Origin of the sequence: Cupriavidus sp. H18C2 (genome assembly GCF_049393795.1) — a bacterium.
Taxonomy (GTDB): domain Bacteria; phylum Pseudomonadota; class Gammaproteobacteria; order Burkholderiales; family Burkholderiaceae; genus Cupriavidus; species Cupriavidus pauculus_C.
This window is the reverse complement of the sequence record NZ_CP186011.1, coordinates 1,474,249-1,492,630: the sequence shown is the minus strand read 5'-3', so window position 1 is coordinate 1,492,630 and position 18,382 is coordinate 1,474,249. Positions and strand designations below refer to the sequence as shown.

Annotated in this window: 20 protein-coding genes; 8 read left to right on the top strand and 12 right to left on the bottom strand. The window is 67.5% G+C overall.

The genetic code is table 11. The annotated features are described in order from the left end of the window. The first annotated feature begins 3 nt into the window (after positions 1-3). A complete protein-coding gene (gene paoC, locus EPAKOI_RS23275; RefSeq protein WP_423193834.1) occupies positions 4-2,196 on the top strand; it encodes an aldehyde oxidoreductase molybdenum-binding subunit PaoC in 2,193 nt (730 codons plus the stop codon). A 92-nt stretch (positions 2,197-2,288) separates the two neighbouring features. On the opposite strand, the gene EPAKOI_RS23270 is transcribed toward paoC, so the two are convergent. From EPAKOI_RS23270 to EPAKOI_RS23255, 4 genes are read right to left on the bottom strand one after another with little or no spacing between them, the layout of a single operon-like run. After that, positions 2,289-2,786, bottom strand: a complete 498-nt coding sequence (locus tag EPAKOI_RS23270) for a MarR family transcriptional regulator (protein ID WP_313840146.1) — start codon at positions 2,784-2,786, stop codon at positions 2,289-2,291. Between the two features lie 2 nt (positions 2,787-2,788). Then, a complete protein-coding gene (locus tag EPAKOI_RS23265) occupies positions 2,789-3,274 on the bottom strand; it encodes a DUF3237 domain-containing protein (protein ID WP_124685975.1) in 486 nt (161 codons plus the stop codon). Continuing rightward, a complete protein-coding gene (locus EPAKOI_RS23260) occupies positions 3,271-4,416 on the bottom strand; it encodes an ABC transporter substrate-binding protein (RefSeq protein WP_423193833.1) in 1,146 nt (381 codons plus the stop codon). Before EPAKOI_RS23260 ends, EPAKOI_RS23265 begins: the two co-directional genes overlap by 4 nt. A 16-nt stretch (positions 4,417-4,432) precedes the next feature. Continuing rightward, on the bottom strand, positions 4,433-5,704 hold the full coding sequence (locus EPAKOI_RS23255) for a flavin-dependent oxidoreductase (protein WP_423193832.1): 1,272 nt from the start codon (positions 5,702-5,704) through the stop codon (positions 4,433-4,435). 214 nt (positions 5,705-5,918) lie between these two features. Between EPAKOI_RS23255 and EPAKOI_RS23250 the strand changes: the two genes are divergently transcribed. Further along, positions 5,919-6,335 (top strand): rubredoxin, encoded by a 417-nt coding sequence (locus EPAKOI_RS23250; protein ID WP_124685978.1) that lies wholly within the window; start codon positions 5,919-5,921, stop codon positions 6,333-6,335. Between the two features lie 9 nt (positions 6,336-6,344). On the opposite strand, the gene EPAKOI_RS23245 is transcribed toward EPAKOI_RS23250, so the two are convergent. The 8 genes from EPAKOI_RS23245 to flgA form a co-directional block, all read right to left on the bottom strand. After that, positions 6,345-6,653, bottom strand: coding sequence for a DUF1272 domain-containing protein (locus tag EPAKOI_RS23245; RefSeq protein WP_423193831.1), 309 nt, complete (start codon positions 6,651-6,653; stop codon positions 6,345-6,347). A gap of 164 nt (positions 6,654-6,817) precedes the next feature. Next, on the bottom strand, positions 6,818-9,061 hold the full coding sequence (locus tag EPAKOI_RS23240; protein ID WP_124685980.1) for an NADP-dependent isocitrate dehydrogenase: 2,244 nt from the start codon (positions 9,059-9,061) through the stop codon (positions 6,818-6,820). A gap of 320 nt (positions 9,062-9,381) precedes the next feature. Continuing rightward, a complete protein-coding gene (locus EPAKOI_RS23235; protein WP_124685981.1) occupies positions 9,382-10,281 on the bottom strand; it encodes a YihY/virulence factor BrkB family protein in 900 nt (299 codons plus the stop codon). Positions 10,282-10,314: 33 nt separating this feature from the next. After that, positions 10,315-11,343: an FUSC family protein gene (locus EPAKOI_RS23230; protein ID WP_124685982.1), complete on the bottom strand. Its 1,029-nt coding sequence runs from the start codon at positions 11,341-11,343 to the stop codon at positions 10,315-10,317. Between the two features lie 147 nt (positions 11,344-11,490). Continuing rightward, positions 11,491-11,661, bottom strand: a complete 171-nt coding sequence (locus EPAKOI_RS23225; RefSeq protein WP_172966160.1) for a hypothetical protein — start codon at positions 11,659-11,661, stop codon at positions 11,491-11,493. 178 nt (positions 11,662-11,839) lie between these two features. Continuing rightward, positions 11,840-12,304, bottom strand: a complete 465-nt coding sequence (locus tag EPAKOI_RS23220) for a flagellar protein FlgN (RefSeq protein WP_124685983.1) — start codon at positions 12,302-12,304, stop codon at positions 11,840-11,842. 7 nt (positions 12,305-12,311) lie between these two features. Next, complete coding sequence (flgM, locus tag EPAKOI_RS23215) at positions 12,312-12,629, bottom strand: flagellar biosynthesis anti-sigma factor FlgM (protein ID WP_423193830.1); 318 nt, start codon at positions 12,627-12,629, stop codon at positions 12,312-12,314. A gap of 242 nt (positions 12,630-12,871) precedes the next feature. Then, positions 12,872-13,627 (bottom strand): flagellar basal body P-ring formation chaperone FlgA, encoded by a 756-nt coding sequence (gene flgA, locus EPAKOI_RS23210; RefSeq protein ID WP_124685985.1) that lies wholly within the window; start codon positions 13,625-13,627, stop codon positions 12,872-12,874. A gap of 232 nt (positions 13,628-13,859) precedes the next feature. On the opposite strand from flgA, the gene flgB reads away from it, so the two are divergent. The 6 genes from flgB to flgG all read left to right on the top strand — a co-directional run bounded on the left by flgB (position 13,860) and on the right by flgG (position 18,376). Further along, positions 13,860-14,276, top strand: a complete 417-nt coding sequence (flgB, locus tag EPAKOI_RS23205) for a flagellar basal body rod protein FlgB (RefSeq protein ID WP_124686744.1) — start codon at positions 13,860-13,862, stop codon at positions 14,274-14,276. Between the two features lie 17 nt (positions 14,277-14,293). Further along, positions 14,294-14,701 carry a flagellar basal body rod protein FlgC gene (gene flgC / locus EPAKOI_RS23200; RefSeq protein WP_124685986.1) on the top strand — a complete coding sequence of 136 codons (408 nt, stop codon included), beginning with the start codon at positions 14,294-14,296 and terminating at the stop codon, positions 14,699-14,701. A gap of 46 nt (positions 14,702-14,747) precedes the next feature. Next, a complete protein-coding gene (flgD, locus tag EPAKOI_RS23195; protein ID WP_124685987.1) occupies positions 14,748-15,416 on the top strand; it encodes a flagellar hook assembly protein FlgD in 669 nt (222 codons plus the stop codon). A gap of 102 nt (positions 15,417-15,518) precedes the next feature. Further along, positions 15,519-16,763: a flagellar hook protein FlgE gene (gene flgE, locus EPAKOI_RS23190; protein ID WP_124685988.1), complete on the top strand. Its 1,245-nt coding sequence runs from the start codon at positions 15,519-15,521 to the stop codon at positions 16,761-16,763. Between the two features lie 28 nt (positions 16,764-16,791). Continuing rightward, on the top strand, positions 16,792-17,535 hold the full coding sequence (flgF, locus tag EPAKOI_RS23185) for a flagellar basal-body rod protein FlgF (RefSeq protein ID WP_313840140.1): 744 nt from the start codon (positions 16,792-16,794) through the stop codon (positions 17,533-17,535). A 55-nt stretch (positions 17,536-17,590) separates the two neighbouring features. Beyond that, the gene (gene flgG / locus EPAKOI_RS23180; protein ID WP_124685990.1) at positions 17,591-18,376 is read left to right on the top strand and encodes a flagellar basal-body rod protein FlgG; all 786 of its coding nucleotides are present in this window, start codon (positions 17,591-17,593) and stop codon (positions 18,374-18,376) included. Positions 18,377-18,382 lie beyond the last annotated feature (6 nt).

Genomic DNA, 18,382 nt, shown 5'->3' with positions numbered 1-18,382 from the left:
GCCATGAAATTCGACACACCCGCGACAACCAATCCCATCGACGCCGGCCGCGTGGTCGGCCAGGCAGTGGACCGTATCGACGGCGCCCGCAAGACCACGGGCACGGCCACCTACGCCTATGAATGGCACGACGTGGCGCCGAACCCGGCCTACGGCTACGTGGTCGGCGCCGGCATCGCCAAGGGGCGCATCCGCACGATGCAGCTGGACGCCGCCCGCCGCGCGCCGGGCGTGCTGGCCATCGTCACGGCCCAGAACGCCGGCAAGCTCGGCAAGGCCAAGCGCAACACGGCCAGGCTGCTGGCCGGGCCCGAGATCCAGCACTACCACCAGGCCATCGCGCTGGTGGTGGCCGAGACGTTCGAGCAGGCCCGTGCCGCCGCCGCGCTGATCCGCGTCGACTACGCGGCCGAGAAAGGCCAGTTCGACCTGGAGGACGCGTGCTGCTTTTCCGCCAAGCCGAAGAAGGATTCGAAGCCCGATACCGAGGTCGGCGACTTCGAAGGCGCCTTCGCAGCCGCGCCGGTGCAGCTCGACGCGCGCTACACGACGCCGGACCAGTCGCACTGCATGATGGAACCGCATGCGTCGATGGCTGCGTGGTCGGGCGACAAGGTGACGATCTGGACCGCCAACCAGATGGTGGCCTGGGCGCACGAGGACATGGCGACCACGCTTGGCATCCCGAAGGAAAAGATCCGCATCGTCTCGCCGTTCATTGGCGGCGGCTTCGGCGGCAAGCTGTTCCTGCGCGCCGAGGTGCTGCTGGCCGTGCTGGGCGCGCGCGAGGCCCGGCGGCCCGTGAAGGTGGCGCTGACGCGGCCGCTGATGGCCAACAACACCACGCACCGGCCGGCCACGATCCAGCGCATCCGCATCGGCGCCACGCGCGATGGCAAGATCACGGCCATCGGCCACGAAAGCTGGTCGGGCGACCTGCAGGGCGGCCAGCCGGAGACGGCCGTGATGCAGACGCGCCTGCTCTATGCAGGCGCCAACCGCATGACGACGATGCGGCTGGCGACGCTGGACCTGCCCGAGGGCAACGCCATGCGCGCGCCGGGCGAGGCGCCCGGGCTGATGGCGCTGGAAATCGCCATCGACGAGATGGCCGGGAAGCTGGGCATGGACCCGGTGCAGTTCCGCATCCTCAATGACACCCAGGTGGACCCGGAGAAGCCCGAGCGGCCGTTCTCGCAGCGCCGTTTCGTGGAATGCCTGCGGCTGGGGGCCGAGCATTTCGGCTGGAACCGGCGCAACCCGAAGCCGGGGTCGATGCGCGAGGGCCAGTGGCTGATCGGCATGGGCGTGGCGTCGGCGTTCCGCAACAACCTGCTGACGAAGTCCGGCGCGCGCGTGGCCATCGACGCGGGCGGCGCCGTGGTCGTGGAAACCGACATGACCGACATCGGCACGGGCAGCTACACGATCATCGCGCAGACCGCCGCCGAGATGATGGGCGTGCCGCTGGACCGCGTGGTGGTGCGGCTCGGCGATTCGAACTTTCCGGAGTCGTGCGGCTCGGGCGGGCAGTGGGGCGGCAACAACGCCACGGCGGGCGTCTACGCGGCCTGCATGAAGCTGCGCCAGACGCTGGCCGAACGCGCCGGGCTGGACGCCGCGCACGCGGTGTTCGAGAGCGGCCAGATCCGGGCGGGCGGACGCAGCGTGCCCCTGGCGCAGTTCGCGGGCGCGTCGGCCGAGGACATCATCGAGTACGGCGACCTGGACAAGAAGTACCAGCAGTCCACGTTCGGCGGCCACTTCGTGGAGGTGGCCGTGGACCTGGCCACCGCCGAGGTGCGCGTGCAGCGCATGCTGGCCGTCTGCGCGGCGGGCCGCATCCTGAACCCCAAGTCGGCCCGCAGCCAGGTGATCGGCGCGATGACGATGGGCGTGGGCGCGGCGCTGATGGAGGCGCTGCACGTCGACAAGCGCGTGGGCTTTTTCGCCAACCACGACCTGGCCAGCTATGAGGTGCCCGTGCACGCCGACATCCCGCACCAGGAAGTCATCTTCCTGGACGAGACCGACCCGATCTCGTCGCCGATGAAGGCCAAGGGCGTGGGCGAACTGGGCATCTGCGGCGTAGCCGCCGCCGTGGCCAACGCGGTGTACCACGCTACCGGCGTCAGGGTGAGGGATTATCCGGTCACGCTGGACAAGATGCTGGCGGCGATGCCGGTGGTGGGGTAGGGGGGATTTGGCGCGGGGGATTTGCTCCCCTCTCCCGCAAGCGGGAGAGGGGAGACAACCGGCGGCAATGAAGTAGCGCAGTCGAACACCCCCTACCGCCCCAGCCGCTCCAGCAATCCCTTCAACACCCGCTGTTCCTCCGCCGACAGGCCGCCCGCGATCCGGGCGTCGTGCGCGCAGACCGCATCGGTGACCTCCCGCAGCGTCTTTTGCCCCGCATCCGTCAGCACCAGGCCGAACGCGCGCCGGTCGGTCGGGGAGGGCACGCGCTCGACCAGGCCCATTGCCTCCAGCGCGTCGACGAGCAGCACCGCGCCGGAGCGGGCGATGCCCAGGATCGTTGCTAGATCGGTCAGTTTCAGGTTGGCGTTGCGCGCGATGATCTGCAGCGCGGAGAAGCGGGGCGGCGTGATGTTCCACGGGGCCAGCGCGGCCACGAAGTCCTCGTAGACACGGATCTGCGCGCGGCGGATCGCGTATCCGATCAGCGAATCGAGCACCCCGTAGTCGACATTGGGCAGGTGGGGGTCGAAGTGCCCGCCGTTGGGGTCGGGCGCCAGCGCCTCGCGTGGCTTGCGGGACGGCGCCATGCTCACCTGACCATGAAGTAGCGCAGCACCACCCGGTCCGGGTAGCGCGCGCCCGAGGCCACGAACAGGTGCTGCATCAGCCAGCGATAGCGCGGCGCGGCGGTCTCGAAGCGGGGCGCGGTGCGGAAGTAGATCTCGGCCGGGTCCACCTGTTCGCCGCGGTTGAGCCGGGCGATGACCGCCGCGCTGCCGCTGCGCACGCCGGCGTTGACGATGTAGATGCGCGCGCCGTCGTCGGTTTCCAGCACATAGCGGGCCTCGATGTCGGCGGTGGTCACGTCGTCGCCGCCCGGGTGCCGGATCAACTGGAAGTCCGCGCCGCCCGGCAGGATGTGGCCGTTCAGGCGCGGGCCGCGCACCGTGCCCGACAGGATCGGGATCACGCGGCGCTGGCCCAGCGGCGTGACGCCAACCTCGGTGGGCGGCGCCACCTGCAGGTCGAAGTCGGCCACGTGTTCCAGCGTGGGCTGGGCGATGCCGGCGCTCATTTCAGGAGCTTCCAGTTGCCGTTGTCGATGGTCAGCAGCACCCGCCCGCGCTGGTCGAAGCCGAAGTGGTCCTGCGCCGTGTAGTTCAGCACGCCGTGCGACACGACGATGTCGCGCTCGGACTCCAGCGCGTCCTTGAGCGCCTTGCGGAATTCCGGCGTGCCCGGCTTGGCCTTCTTCAGCGCCACCGGCACGATCCGCTGCAGCACCAGCCCCGCGTCATACGGATGCGCACCGAACTGCGTGCGGCTCTCGGGGCCGTACTGTTTCTCGTAGCGGGTCACGTAGTCCATGCCCGGCTTCTTGGCGGCGCTGGTGGCGGGAAGCTGCTCGGCCACGATCACCGGGCCGGCGGGCAGGATGGCGCCGTTGACGGCCTTGCCGCCGATGCGGATCAGGTCGCGCGTGGCGGCGCCGTGGGTCTGGTAGACCGGGCCCGTATAGCCGCGCTCGCGCAGCGTGGTATGCGGCAGCGCCGCGCCCGTGCCCGCGCCGGCAATCAGCACGGCATCCGCGCGCGCGGCAATCAGCTTCAGCGTCTGGGCCGTGACGCTGGTGTCGGAACGCGCATAGCGCTCGGCGGCCACGACCTTGATGCCGTTGGCCTGCGCGGCGGTGGTGAATTCCTTGAGCCAGGTTTCGCCGTAGGCATCGGCAAAGCCGATGAACGCCACGGTCTTCACGCCGTTGGCCTTGGCGGCGCCGGCCACCGCCTCGGCCATCAGCTTCACGGGCTGCGCCAGCCGGTACGTCCACGCGCCGCGGCCGGGCTTGAGTTCGATCGGCGAGAACGCCAGCTGCACGGTCTGGCTTTCGTCGGCCACTTCGGAGATGGCGATCGACGGCGCCACGGCCGAAGAGCCCAGGATGATGTCGACCTTGTCCTCGGTGACAAAGCGCCGCGCGATCTTGGTGCCCTGCGTGGGGTCCGAGCCATCGTCCATGACGATGTAGTGGATCTTCTCGCCCGCAATGGTCTCGGGCAGGAACGGCATGGTGTTCTTCTGCGGGATGCCCAGCGACGCGGACGGCCCGGTGGAGGCGATGCTGACGCCGACGGTCACGTCGGCCCGCGCCGTGGCGCTCAGCAGCATCAGCGCGGCGGCCGCCATGGCGGCGCGCGGGATCAGGATTTGGGGCATGTTTTGGTCTCCCTTGTTATCTGGATGCCTGCGGCTGGCTGGCCTGCAACTGCTGCTGCCCAAAGCCGGCCAGTGTCTTGTAGCGCCGGGCAATCGCCTCGCGTTCGCGCAGCGGAATCACGGTGTCGATATCGCTGAAGCCCTGCGGCGCGCGTTCCTCGGCCAGCTGCATCACCTGCTCGGGGCCGTTCATGCGGTTGCGCAGCACGATACCGGCCGTGCGCGGCAGGCGTTCCGCCTCGTACTCGCGCAGCGCGTAGTCGGGGTCGCGTTCGGCCAGCAGGCAGTCGGTCAGGTAGCGCGCGTCCACGATGGCCTGCGCGCTGCCGTTGGAGCCGATGGGGTACATCGGATGCGCGGCGTCGCCCAGCAGCGTCACGCGGCCGAACGTCCAGCGCGGCAGCGGGTCCTTGTCGACCATCGGGAACTCGTAGATGGCTTCGGCGCCGTCGATCAGCGCCGGGATGTCGATCCAGTCCCAGCGCCAGCCGGCAAAGGCATCGCGGAAGACTGACTTGTCGACCTGGCGGTTCCAGTCGCTGCGCGGCGGCGTGTCGGGGTAGTCGTCGGGCACCTTCAGCTCGGCGATCCAGTTGATGCGCGAGCGGCCCTGCGCGCGTAGCGGCTCGGAGATCGGATAGGCCACGAACTTCTGGTCCTGGAAGCCGGCCATGAACATCGAGCGGCCGTCGAGGTAGGGCGCCGCGTCGGTGGTGGCGCGCCACAGCAGGCGGCGCGAGAAGCGCGGGGCGTCGCCGGTCGGATAGAAATGCCGGCGCACGGCCGAGTGGATGCCGTCGGCGCCCACCAGCACGTCGGCCTGGGCCGCGACCAGCGCCTGGTCATGGCGCCGGCGCAGCGTGAAGCGCGCCGGCTCGCCCTGGCCGCCGGTGTGTTCGATCGACTCCAGCGCATGGCCCGTGTGCAGCCGGTCGGCGCCAAGCCGTTGCCGCGCGGTCTCGTACAGCAGCATCTGGAATTCGCCGCGATGGACCGAGAACTGCGGCCAGTCGTAGCCGGCCGCGCGGCCGCGGGGCTCGTGCCAGATGCGCTGGCCGAACTTGTTGTAGTAGGACAGTGACGATGTCTGGATGCCGATGCGGGCCAGGTCCGCCTCCAGCCCCAGCGCGCAGAGTTCGCGCACGGCATGGGGCAGCAGGTTGATGCCGACGCCGAGCGGGCGCAGCGATTCGCTCGCTTCCCACACCTCCACGTCGAGCCCGTGGCGATGGCAGAGCAGCGCGAGCGTCAGCCCGCCGATGCCACCGCCGGCGATTGCGATCTTCATGAGTCTCCTGGCACCGCCGTGTTCTGTGATTGTTCTACTGTATAACTAATCGGCCGCGCCGCCAGCTAGCGGTTTCCCTGAGCGGTCTCTTGGCCAGCAGGGCGTCGACGATGCGCGCGGGTCGTGGACAACGTGGCGGCGGCCACCCGCCTTGAATTTGCGCACGCATGCCCCATCTGCGGTCTGCTTGTTTTCACTTCGCCCCGCCCCCCGCATGTACAAGAAAGGCACTTCCGTCGAGATCCAGTTTCCCCCGCAACGCCTGAACGACGCCGCCGGCGATCCGTACTGGGTGGACCTGACGACCGACGAGGCGCAGGCGCTGCTCGCGCGCCTGCAACAGCATCTGGCCCAGTCGGGCGACCCCACGGCCGCGCCGCTGGTGTTCAGCTTGGAAGGCCCGCCGGTCATCCACGCACAGAAGGACGCTGCGGCGCAGGCGCCTGTCGCACCCCCGGCCGACGATTTCAGGCAGTGGGTCTGCATCATCTGCGGCTGGATCTACGACGAGGCGGCCGGCCTGCCCGAGGACGGCATCGCGCCCGGCACGCGCTGGGAAGATATTCCGGACGACTGGCGTTGCCCCGAATGCGACGTCGGCAAGGAAGACTTTGCGATGGTGGCGTTCTAAGGCCGGCGCTCAGCGCTCCGCCGGCGGGACGTCGGCTACCCGCGCCGCGAATGCGGCATGCGCGGCCGCGTCGACCGGGCGGTGCTTGACGGTGGCCGACGGCGGATACTTGGCCACGGTATTGCCGTTCTTCCAGTCGCGGGCCGGACGCACCGGGCGCGGGGCAAAGCCGCCGCCGCAGTTGGGGCAGACGTTGCCGAGCACGCCATCGACACAGTTCGCGCAGAACGTGCATTCGAAGCTGCAGATGCGCGCCTGCGTGGATGCGGGTGGCAGGGCGACGTTGCAGTGTTCGCAGGTGGGGCGCAGCTCAAGCACGGCGTTCTCCTTGGGTCGTGATGGTTCGCGCCATCATAGCCGCCAACCTGTCCCGCACGCCATGCAGGTGCATTCGCACGCGCCAGCTTTCGGCCAAGAAAAAAAACGCCCCGGGGCATCGCTGCCCCGGGGCGTTTCGCTTGCGGCGCGTGGCCGGTGCGGGCTTACGCCTTTACCGATTCCAGCGCGGCGTTCAGCGTCTTGCTCGGACGCATCACGGCCGACAGCTTGGCCTCGTCCGGCTTGTAGTAGCCGCCGATGTCGGCCGGCTTGCCCTGGACGTCGCCCAGTTCGCCGATGATGGTCTTCTCGTTCTCGGTCAGCGTCTTGGCCAGCGGAGCAAACGCCTTGGCCAGTTCGGCGTCGTCGGTCTGCGCGGCCAGTTCCTGGGCCCAGTACATCGCCAGGTAGAACTGGCTGCCACGGTTGTCGAGCTGGCCGGTCTTCGGCGACGGGCTCTTGGCGTTGTCCAGCAGCTTGCCGGTGGCGGCGTCCAGCGTCTTGGCCAGGATCTTGGCGCGGGCATTGCCCGACTTGATGCCCAGCTCTTCCAGCGACACGGCCAGGGCCAGGAATTCACCCAGCGAGTCCCAGCGCAGGTGGTTTTCTTCCACCAGTTGCTGCACGTGCTTCGGGGCCGAACCGCCGGCGCCGGTCTCGTACATGCCGCCGCCGGCCATCAGCGGGACGATCGACAGCATCTTGGCGCTGGTGCCCAGTTCCATGATCGGAAACAGGTCGGTCAGGTAGTCGCGCAGGATGTTGCCGGTGACCGAGATGGTGTCCAGGCCGCGGATCACGCGCTCCAGCGTGTAGCGCATGGCGCGCACCTGCGACATGATCTGGATGTCCAGCCCGTTGGTGTCGTGATCCTTCAGGTACGTTTCCACCTTCTTGATCAGCTCGGCCTCGTGCGGACGGTACGGGTCAAGCCAGAAGACGGCCGGCATGCCCGAGTTGCGGGCGCGCGTCACGGCCAGCTTCACCCAGTCACGGATCGGTGCGTCCTTGACCTGGCACATGCGCCAGATGTCGCCCTGCTCGACCTGCTGCGTCAGCGCCGTCAGCACTTCGCCGGTGGCGTTGTCGACGATGCGGGCCTCGCCGTCCTCGGGAATCTCGAAGGTCTTGTCGTGCGAGCCGTATTCCTCGGCCTTCTGCGCCATCAGGCCGACGTTCGGCACCGTGCCCATCGTCACCGGGTCGAACGCGCCGTTGGTCTTGCAGAAGTTGATGATTTCCTGGTAGATCCGGGCGAACGTCGATTCCGGGATCAGGCACTTGGTGTCCTTGGTGCGGCCGTCGGCGCCCCACATCTTGCCGCCGATACGGATCATGGCCGGCATCGATGCGTCGACGATCACGTCGTTCGGCGCGTGCAGGTTCGAGATGCCCTTGGCCGAGTCCACCATCGCCAGTTCCGGGCGATGCTCGTGGCAGGCGTGCATGTCGCGGATGACTTCTTCCTTCTTCGACTCGGGCAGCGCCTCGATCTTGGTGTACAGGTCCACCAGGCCGTTGTTGACGTTCACGCCCAGCTCGTCGAACAGCTTCTGGTGCTTGGCGAAGGCGTCCTTGTAGAAAACCTTGACGGCGTGGCCGAACACGATGGGGTGCGACACCTTCATCATCGTCGCCTTGACGTGCAGGCTCAGCATGACGCCGGTCTTGCGCGCGTCTTCCATCTGTTCCTCGTAGAAGGCCAGCAGGGCCTTCTTGCTCATGAACATGCTGTCGATGATCTCGCCGTCCTGCAGGGCCACCTTCGGCTTGAGCACGATGGTCTTGCCGCTCTTGGTCACCAGCTCCATGCGCACTTCACGGCCCTTTTCGAGCGTGATCGACTTTTCGCCGTGGTAGAAGTCGCCGTGCTTCATGTGGGCCACGTGCGTGCGCGACGCCATGCTCCACTCGCCCATGCTGTGCGGGTGCTTGCGGGCGTAGTTCTTGACGGCGGCCGGGGCGCGGCGGTCCGAGTTGCCTTCGCGCAGCACCGGGTTCACGGCGCTGCCCAGGCACTTGGAGTAGCGCTTCTGGATGGCCTTTTCCTCGTCGGTCTTGGGATCTTCGGGGTAGTCGGGGATGCGATAGCCCTTCGACTGCAGTTCCTTGATCGCGCTGACGAGCTGGAACACCGACGCGCTGATGTTCGGCAGCTTGATGATGTTGGTGTCGGGATCCTGCGTGAGCTTGCCCAGTTCGGCCAGGTTGTCCGGCACGCGCTGCTCTTCGGTCAGGAATTCGGGGAATTCGCCCAGGATACGGCCGGCCACCGAGATGTCGCTGGTTACCACGTTCACGCCGGCGGGCTTGGTGAACGTGCGGATGATGGGCAGGAAGGCACTGGTGGCCAGCAGCGGAGCTTCGTCGGTTAGGGTGTAGATGATGGTGGGCTGCTGGTTACTCATCGCTGATCTCGCATCAAATTCGGGGTTGGAAAATGCCCCGCCCGGGTCGCGGTCCGAGGCAAGACTCGAATTTTGCCTGATTTTGCATGGCGGAGGGGCCATCCTTCATGTGAAATTTGTGTGCTGCATACACCGGCATCCAACGCCCGTTTGCGCAACGTTGTGTCAATGTCTGTCTTCGGCGCTCAAAATCATCAATCTAGGATAGATTCTGGCGCATGCAAAATTGACGATTCTTATGTCTTATAGAAGAGTTCGACTGCGTTGCTCGGGTATCCCGGCATGTGAAGTGCGCCAAGACGCACTTTGAGGCGTTGGCGTCAGGTGTGGAAGGCGCCGGCGTCGCGCGCGCCCGGGGCGGGCGTGGCACTGCGCTCGAAGTCCGCAATGATCTGCGCGCCAAACAGCAGCAGCGTGGCGGCGATCTCCAGGCTCAGCAACACCACGATGGCCGTGGTCAGCGAGCCATAGACCCGCCCCACCTGGGACAGCGTCGAGAAGTACCAGACCAGCACATGGCGCGAGATTTCCCAGAGCACCGCCGCAAAGATCGCGCCGACCAGCGCATGGCGCACCGACAGCCGGCCCACCGGCATGACCAGGTAGATCGACGTCAGCAGCAGGATCTCGCCGATGAATCCCAGCAGGTAGAGCAGCGTGCCGGACAGGCGGTCGAGCGACCAGTCGTGGCCCAGCACCTCCAGGTGCCGCTCGCCGATGGTCTGCAGGCCGCCGGCCACCACGGTCACGATCAGCAGGCCGACACTGAGCACAAGGATGTAGCAGTACGGCAGGATGGCCGACACTAGGAAGTGCCGCCGCCGGATGGCCACGCGATGGACGAAGATCACCGACATCGCGTTTTCCAGCACCGTGAACGCCAGCGAGCTGAAGAAGATCATCGTGATGGCCAGCACCCAGCCAATCACGCCGCGATTGTTCAGAAAGCGCGCCAGTTCGGTGACCAGCGCGTGGGACTGCCCGGGCAGCAGCCATTCCAGGTAGCGCTCCAGCGTTTCCAGCAGCTCCACGGGGTCGGCGATATGGGACAGCCCGATCAGCATCAGGATCAGCAGCGGCACGATCGACAGCAGCGCGTAGTACGCCACCGCGCCGGCCAGCAGCAGGCCCTGGTTGGCGCGGAAGTGGACCAGCGCATCGAGCAGGAAGCGGGCCGGGTGCTGGAGCACCTGCCGCAGGCGGGCGTCGAGAAGTTGCATGTTCGAAAGCTTGCGGCCCGGGCCCGGCGCCCGTCACCGCGCGCTGTACGGGAACCGGGTTTGCGCGGCCATCCGCGACAGGTGATCGTGCAGGTGGGCCAGTTCGGCGGACAGTTGCAGGGTCAGGAATGCGTGGGAGCTTTGGCCGATGGTCGGGTCGTCGGGGTGCGGTGTCGGCAGCGCGGCGTGCTGGCGTACCAGCGCGATGTCGGCGGCCTCCAGCGCCGCCGCCATCTCCAGCAGCAGGTCGCGGATGTAGCGCTCGTTGCCGTCCGCCTCGCTGGCGTCGGGATCGATGGCGGCCAGCATTTCCAGCGCGCTGATGCTGACGCGGGCGCTGTGCTGCACTTCCTCCAGGTCGGCGGCGGGCACGCTGGTCTCCTTGGCGACCGAGGGGATCAGGCTGCGCATCTGCACCAGCAGGTTGGACAGCTTCATCATGTCCTGCTGCCGCGCCTTCTCGTCGCGCTCGCCGCGCTCGATCTTGGCGTGCACCGCCGCGCAGCCGCGCAGCAGCGCGGCCAGCTTGAAGCGCCACGAATACGATGCATACGCCGGGAACGCAAACGAGAACACCAGTGCGATGGCGGTGCCGATCAGCACGTCCACGGTCCGCCACAGCGCGTCGTAGACGTTCTGCTCGCCGTGCCCGGCCGTGATGACCACGGTCACGGCCGCCAGCAGCGCGATATAGCCGCCCTTGCCGACCGCGTGATACGCGCAGTAGCCGCAGATCACGGCCATCAGCCCCCACGTCAGCATCGGAATGCCGAAGTAGGTCTCCTGGATGATCAGGAACAGGCCGATCAGCGCGCCGATCACGGTGCCGGCGCCGCGTTCCGCCGCCCGCCGGCGGATGTTGCCGTGGTGCTGCAGCCCGCCGATCACGACCAGCACGGTGATGGTGGCCCATTCGCCGTGCGGGACGTCGATGCCGGTGGTCAGCGCAATCGACACCAGCAGGGCCAGCGCCACGCGCGTGGCGTGGAAGATGCGGGCCTGCCGGAATCGTCGGTCGGGGTCGAACAGCGCGCTGGTTGTTTTTCGCAGGGCCTCGATCATGGCGGCGATCACCGTGCGGAGATCTGAACGCTTCGAGTGTATAGAGCGGGGCCCATGTTCCGCAATGTTTACATTTGGCGGAAGCGGTGGCCGGGCCAGGCCCGGCGGCGTCGGTTCGAGGCTCACGGCTGCTGCGCGCCGCGGCCGTCAGGAAGGATCTTTGGTGCGCGTGCGCGACACGGCCGACATGATGCCGATGCCCAGCACGATCACGCAGGCGATGCCGATATAGACCTGGGAGATGCCGGCGACGGAAAGCCCCCAGGCGATACCGCCCACGAGCACCAGGAGTCCGATCACATAGAGCAGGAATGACATGGCGTTACCTCCGGACATTGTTTTTGACTACCGGACGTCACTCCGCCGTGCTTGCCGGCAACGGCGGGTGGCTACATGTCAATGTAGGGAGGATGTTTGCCGCGCGCGATCAGACGCGCGCCGAGCCTGTCGTAGGCAGGTTCTGACGCGCCACGCGCGCCAGCGGGCAGGGGGGCGCTCAGCCGGCCGCCAGGCTCACGCCGCCGCCAGCGGCCTGGGCCTTGCCGTCGCGGCCGTACATTTCGTTGGGCACCATGCCGCCCTGGCGCAGCACCTGGATGGCTTCCTGGGTGAAGTCCAGATGGGCGTTGACGATGGCGCCGTTGAGCGTGTTGGCGTCCCTGGCCTTGTGGGCGAAGAACACGACCTTGCGCCAGGCCTCGGCCACGGCCGGATCCACCGGGCGGCCCACCAGCAGGCCGCCGGCGCCGGCGCGCAGGCCCAGCGCAATCATCTGCGCCTCGCGCGTGGCGCTGGCGCGTGTCAGCGCCTGGGCCAGTTCCATCTTCGTGTTGAGCAGGTCGCTCAGCGCCTGGAAATCCTGCCGCCGGATGGCGTCGCGTTCTTCCGCAAGGGCGCGGCCGAAAGCGGCAATGGCGTTGGCTTCTACCGAAAGGGACTGGATCAGGGCTGCTTGGCTCATGTCAGGTTCAGGATTGGGCGCCGCCCTGGCTCAGCTCGTGCAGAGACGCGAGCAGGCCATCGGCGATCTTGCTGGGATCGATCTTGATCCGGCCTTCCGCAATGGCCTGACGGACTTCCGCCACCTTGGCGGCGTCGATGTCGCCGTCGCTGTCCTGCAGCAGGCGCGCACCGATATCGCGAACCTGGGCAGCCAGCGGGCTGACGCGCACGCCGGTCAGGGCGGAAGGATCCGTCAACGTGGCGCCGTTGGCTGCCTGGCGGGCGTTGCCTTCGGTGGCCGTGGCGTCGGCGGGCCGGGACGGAGTGGAGTTGTTGATCTTCACGGTGAAATCCTTGCTGGGTTCGTCTGGTTTATCGACCGGCGCGCCAGAAACTTTAGGCCGTATCGCGCGGATCCGGGTCGACTTCCCGAAACGGGCAGCCGGCATTCTCGCACGGCCTGCCGCGCAGCGGTGACGGCCACCCTGACTGTTGCCCCGCAGGGATTTCAGCCCGTGTGACGACTAACTTTCACGACTTCCATACGGACGCAGAAAGTGCCGTCCGCACATCTTTTTGAAGCGATTTACTGCAGCACCACGGTGTCGCCGCTGCGCACCAGCCCGCTGACGACCTGGCCGTTGCGCAGCCTTACCTGCACCGGGTTGCCGGTGGCGGCGTCGGTCAGCACCTTGCCTTCGCTGCTGAGCTGGAACGATTCGCCCTCGACGGTCACGTTGACGGTCTGGCCGGACTTGACCGCGATGGGCCGCTTGATCAGGTCCGTGCGCATCGGCGATCCGGCCGCGACGCGGTTGGCGACGACCGAGCCGTCCACCTGCGACGGATCCGTCACCACGGCGCGCGGCAACTGGCCCAGGTCGCCCTGGCGCAGCTCCAGGTCGGCCGCGGTGATGGACTCGCCCGGCGCCATGGCGCGGGCGGCCACGTAGTAGTTCGTCAGCACGGCCACGCGGGCCTGCATGTAGCGCGTCCAGGGCCGCTCGCCGCCGCACCGCACGCCCACGTTGACGCGGCCATAGGGCGCGGCGCCGGCGGGCAGGAACGGCTCGGGATTCACGCATTCGGGCGCGCGGCCGCCGGACGGCGGCACCACCTGCACGCTGACCTTGCCGGGCAGTCCCATGGACTGGCGCAGCAGGAACTGCTCGACGGCCACGCGCGCGGGATCGTCGTTGGCAAACGGATTCTGTGCGGCCTGTACCGGCGCCGCGCCCGGAGGCGCGACCGGCGAGACCTGGGCGGGCGCGGCCATGGCGGGCGCGGTCAGCGCAATGCCGGCCAGCGCCAGCCAGGCGGCGGCCTGGCGGTGGAGAGTCATAGAGAGCATCCCAGCAAGGACGGTCAATCAGTGGAGCCCATTGTAGGCAGCCTCGCGCGGAAGACCGAACCGGAAATGCGCGGATTTCTCCTGCCTATTCGCACGATTGGCGTGACAACCCGGCCCCTAAGATGGCAACCCTGAAGAAGCCCGGCCGGCGGTGTGCGACAGGTATACCCAAGGTCTACGGCAGCTCTCTCCCCGAAATGAAGCCATTGCAGGAAAGGCAGACATCATGGACAGACTCGATGCGGCGTTCCGCTTCCAGCAGGAAGCACTGAGCCTGCGGACCCAGCGGCAATCGGTGATTGCCTCGAACATCGCCCACGCGGACACGCCGGGCTACAAGGCGCGCGACTTCGATTTCGCCAGCACGCTGGCCCAGTCGGTGGAGCGCGGCAACCAGCAGCGCGACGGCGTGTCGCTGTCCACCACGTCCGCCCGCCACTTGCCGGCCCAGGCGCCCGCCATGAGCAACAGCGACCGCGACCTGCAGTACCGCATTCCGCTGCAGTCCAGCGTCGACGGCAACACGGTCGAGATGGACACCGAGCGCGTGGCGTTTGCCGACAACACGGTGCACTACGAGGCCGGGCTGACGGTGATGAGCAGCAAGATCCGGACGATGCTGTCCGCGATCCAGAACTGATCGGGGGGCAGGCAGACATGGGCAGCATGAACATTTTCGACGTGGCCGGATCGGCCATGGCCGCGCAGTCGCAGCGCATGAACGTCACGGCGTCGAACCTGGCCAACGCCGACAGCGCCGTGGCGCCGAACGGCCAGCCGTACCGCGCCAAGCAGGTGATCTTCGAGATGGCGCCCACGCCCGGCCAGACCGACGTGGGCGGCGTGCAGGTGGCCGGGGTGATGGAAGACTCCGCGCCGCCGCGCATGATCCACAACCCCACGCATCCGCTGGCCGACGCCAACGGCTACGTGACGATGCCCAACGTGAACCCGGTGGAAGAGATGGTCAACATGATCTCGGCGTCGCGTTCGTACCAGGCCAACGTGGAGGTGCTCAACACCGCCAAGAACATGATGCTGAAGACGCTGACCATCGGTCAGTGACGGCAGCCTCCCCAACGCAACCTCTTACCGGATTCACCGAACCACCATGGCAACTTCGAACGTAGGCAGCAGCACCTCCAACGCCGCCGTGAACCAGGCCCTGCAAAGCGGCAGCGCCAACGCGGCCGACCTGCAGAGCAACTTCCTGACGATGCTGGTCACGCAGATGAACAACCAGGATCCGCTCAACCCGATGGACAACGCGCAGCTCACCTCGCAGCTCGCGCAGATCAGCACCGTGAGCGGCCTGCAGACCATGAACGAGACCATGACGCAGTTGCTGACGCAGACCGCTGCCAGCCGCGCGATGGATTCCGCCGCGCTGATCGGCAAGACCGTCATGGTGCCGGGATCGGCCGTGACCGTGGATGGCGGCGTGGCCGGCAAGATCGGCGTGGACGTGCCGTCGACGGCCGACAGCGTGACCGTGCAGGTGCTGGACAAGAGCGGCAACGTGGTGCGCACGATCGACATGAAGGGCCAGACCGCCGGCGTGCACGACATCGCCTGGGACGGCAAGAACGACCAGGGCGGCGCGGTGCCCGACGGCGAATACAGCTTCAAGGTGGCCGCCACGGCCGACGGCAAGGACATCAAGCCGATCTCGCTGGTCTACGGCAAGGTGCAGTCCATCAGCGGCGACAGCAGCGGCGTGCTGGTGGAACTGGGCGACGGCAAGAAGGCCAACGTCGACGACGTGCGCCGCATCTCCTGATCCGCGCACCGCAGCAGCGAATACATCCAACACTAACGCATCACCCGGTCCGGGCATACGCGCGGGCATTTCACGAACGACAGCCTACTTAGGGGAAACATCATGGGTTTTGGTCAAGGGGTAAGCGGCCTCAACGCCGCGGCGTCCAACCTGGACGTGATCGGTAACAACATCGCCAACGCCAACACGGTTGGCTTCAAGCAATCCACCGCGCAGTTCGCGGACGTGTACGCCGGTTCCAAGATCGGCCTGGGCACGCGCGTGAACGCCGTGGTGCAGTCGTTTACGAACGGCAACATCTCGACGTCGGGCCGCTACCTGGACGTGGCCATCAGCAACGGCAACGGCTTTTTCCGGCTGACCAACCCCGACGGCCAGGTCTTCTACTCGCGCAACGGCCAGCTCAACCGCCTGGACGACGGCCGCCTGGTGAACGCCACCGGCCTGCAGGTGACGGGCTACCCCGCTGGCGCCACCGCCGGTGGCGTGGCACCGCAGCCGATCACCATCAGCAACGCGCAGATGCCGCCGAAGGCCACCACCAACATCGACGCCCAGTTCCAGCTCGATTCGCGCAGCGCCGTGCCGACCAGCGCGTTCGCCAGCACGCCGGCCGCCAAGCCCGATTCGACGATGTTCAGCTACAGCACGGCCATGACCGTGTACGACTCGCTGGGCAACAAGCAGCAGCTGACCGCCTACTTCGGCCGCTCGGTCGTGGCCGGCCCGCCGGTTGCCCCGGCCCCGACCAACGCGTTCGGCGGCAATGACTGGTCGATGAACGTGACCGATTCCGCCGGCAACGTGCTGCAGACCGTGACGATGTCGTTCGACGCCGATGGCAAGCTGCGTGCCCCGGCTGCAGGCGCCATGCCCAACATCACGCTGCCGGCATCGAACGGTGCCGCCGCGCTGACCGCCCAGCTCAACCTGACCGGCACCACGCAGTTCGGCGCCGACAACGACCCGAAGAAGATCGTGCAGAACGGCTACACGTCGGGCGCGCTGGTGGGCTTCTCGGTGCAGGAAGACGGCACGATCCTGGGTTCGTACTCGAACGAGCAGACCATGTCGCTGGGCCAGATCGCGATGGCGTCGTTCGGCAACGTCGAGGGCCTGAAGCCCGAAGGCGACAACGTGTGGTCCGCCACCGGTGCGTCGGGCCAGGAACTGCTGGGCGTGGCCGGCGGCGCGATGGGTACGCTGAAGTCCAACGCCGTGGAAGAGTCGAACGTCGACCTGTCCGGCCAGCTTGTGAACCTGATCGTCGCGCAGCGCAACTACCAGGCCAACGCGCAGACCATCAAGGCGCAGGACACCGTCCTGCAGACCCTGGTGAACATCTGACCGACGCGACTAGCCGGAAGCCTCCGCCATGGACCGCATGATCTACACCGCCCTGTCGGGCGCCAAGCAGATACTCGACCAGCAGGCCGCAGTATCGAACAACCTGGCCAACGCCTCCACGCCGGCGTTCAAGGCGCAGGTGAACCTGTACCGCGCCGTGCCGGTGCAGGGCCAGGAGACGCAGACGCGCGCGTTCACGCTCGCGTCCACGCCCGGCGCCGACATGAAGGCCGGACCGCTGACCTACACCGGCCGCGACCTCGACGTGGCGCTGCAGGGCAACGGCTGGCTGGCGGTGCAGATGCCCGACGGCTCCGAGGCCTACACCCGCGCCGGCGCGCTGCAGGTGTCGGCCGACGGCCAGCTCCAGACGTCGTCCGGACGTCCGGTGCTGGGCGACGGCGGCCCCATCGCGGTGCCGCCGGGCTCCACCGTGTCGATCGGCACGGACGGCAGCGTGGTGGCGCGCGGCCCGGGCGAGGCCGCCAACGGCCTGGCCCAGGTGGGCAAGCTGCGCGTGGTCACGCCGCCGCCCGAAGGGCTGGCCCGTGGCGACGACGGCTACTTCCGGCTGCGCCCCGGCGTGGACGCGCTCCAGCAGGACCCTAACGTGCGCGTGATTTCCGGCGCGATCGAGGGCAGCAACGTCAACCCGGTCGAGGCCATGGTGGACATGATCGCCAACGCCCGCCGCTTCGAGATGCAGATGAAGATGATCTCGGGCGCGGACTCCAACGACCAGCGGGCCAACGCGCTGCTGTCGAACAACTGATGACGCGCGCGGTACCGATCGCACGCACAACGAACTTCCGAACCAGGACAACTCCATGATTCGCTCCCTCTGGATCGCCAAGACCGGCCTCGATGCGCAGCAGACGCAGATGGACGTGATTTCGAACAACCTGGCCAACGTGTCGACCACGGGCTTCAAGCGCAGCCGCGCGGTGTTCGAGGAACTGATGTACCAGACGATCCGCCAGCCCGGCGCGCTGTCGTCGGACCAGACCGTGCTGCCGTCGGGCATGCAGCTTGGTACCGGCGTGCGCCCCGTGGCCACGGAACGGATCCACACGCAGGGCAACCCCACGCAGACCGGCAACTCGCGCGACGTGGCCATCATCGGCCAGGGCTTCTTCCAGGTGACGATGCCCGACGGCACCACGTCGTACACGCGCGACGGCTCGTTCCAGGTAGACCCGAACGGCCAGCTGGTGACGTCCAGCGGCTTCGTGCTGAACCCGGCCATCACGCTGCCGGCCAACTACACGTCGGTGAACGTTGCCCGTGACGGCACGGTGACGGTGATGCAGCCGGGCTCGACCAACGCGGCCACCGTGGGCCAGATCCAGCTTGCCACGTTCCCGAACCCGGCCGGCCTGGAAAGCCTGGGCGAGAACCTGTACGTGCAGACCGACGCCTCGGGCGCGCCGAACACCACGGTGCCAGGCCTGAACGGCGCGGGCACGCTGCAGAACAACTACGTCGAGGCGTCCAACGTCAACGTGGTGGAGGAACTGGTCAGCATGATCCAGACGCAGCGCGCGTACGAGATCAACAGCAAGGCGGTGCAGACGTCGGACCAGATGCTCCAGCGCCTGAGCCAAATGGGTTAAGAACGG

Excerpts from the sequence above, each read along its gene's own strand:
- paoC (WP_423193834.1), top strand. The coding sequence starts at position 4 with ATGAAATTCGACACACCCGCGACAACCAATCCCATCGACGCCGGCCGC.
- EPAKOI_RS23270 (WP_313840146.1), bottom strand. The coding sequence starts at position 2,786 with ATGGCGCCGTCCCGCAAGCCACGCGAGGCGCTGGCGCCCGACCCCAAC.
- EPAKOI_RS23265 (WP_124685975.1), bottom strand. The coding sequence starts at position 3,274 with ATGAGCGCCGGCATCGCCCAGCCCACGCTGGAACACGTGGCCGACTTC.
- EPAKOI_RS23260 (WP_423193833.1), bottom strand. The coding sequence starts at position 4,416 with ATGCCCCAAATCCTGATCCCGCGCGCCGCCATGGCGGCCGCCGCGCTG.
- EPAKOI_RS23255 (WP_423193832.1), bottom strand. The coding sequence starts at position 5,704 with ATGAAGATCGCAATCGCCGGCGGTGGCATCGGCGGGCTGACGCTCGCG.
- EPAKOI_RS23250 (WP_124685978.1), top strand. The coding sequence starts at position 5,919 with ATGTACAAGAAAGGCACTTCCGTCGAGATCCAGTTTCCCCCGCAACGC.
- EPAKOI_RS23240 (WP_124685980.1), bottom strand. The coding sequence starts at position 9,061 with ATGAGTAACCAGCAGCCCACCATCATCTACACCCTAACCGACGAAGCT.
- EPAKOI_RS23235 (WP_124685981.1), bottom strand. The coding sequence starts at position 10,281 with ATGCAACTTCTCGACGCCCGCCTGCGGCAGGTGCTCCAGCACCCGGCC.
- EPAKOI_RS23230 (WP_124685982.1), bottom strand. The coding sequence starts at position 11,343 with ATGATCGAGGCCCTGCGAAAAACAACCAGCGCGCTGTTCGACCCCGAC.
- EPAKOI_RS23225 (WP_172966160.1), bottom strand. The coding sequence starts at position 11,661 with ATGTCATTCCTGCTCTATGTGATCGGACTCCTGGTGCTCGTGGGCGGT.
- EPAKOI_RS23220 (WP_124685983.1), bottom strand. The coding sequence starts at position 12,304 with ATGAGCCAAGCAGCCCTGATCCAGTCCCTTTCGGTAGAAGCCAACGCC.
- flgA (WP_124685985.1), bottom strand. The coding sequence starts at position 13,627 with ATGACTCTCCACCGCCAGGCCGCCGCCTGGCTGGCGCTGGCCGGCATT.
- flgC (WP_124685986.1), top strand. The coding sequence starts at position 14,294 with ATGGGCAGCATGAACATTTTCGACGTGGCCGGATCGGCCATGGCCGCG.
- flgD (WP_124685987.1), top strand. The coding sequence starts at position 14,748 with ATGGCAACTTCGAACGTAGGCAGCAGCACCTCCAACGCCGCCGTGAAC.
- flgE (WP_124685988.1), top strand. The coding sequence starts at position 15,519 with ATGGGTTTTGGTCAAGGGGTAAGCGGCCTCAACGCCGCGGCGTCCAAC.
- flgF (WP_313840140.1), top strand. The coding sequence starts at position 16,792 with ATGGACCGCATGATCTACACCGCCCTGTCGGGCGCCAAGCAGATACTC.
- flgG (WP_124685990.1), top strand. The coding sequence starts at position 17,591 with ATGATTCGCTCCCTCTGGATCGCCAAGACCGGCCTCGATGCGCAGCAG.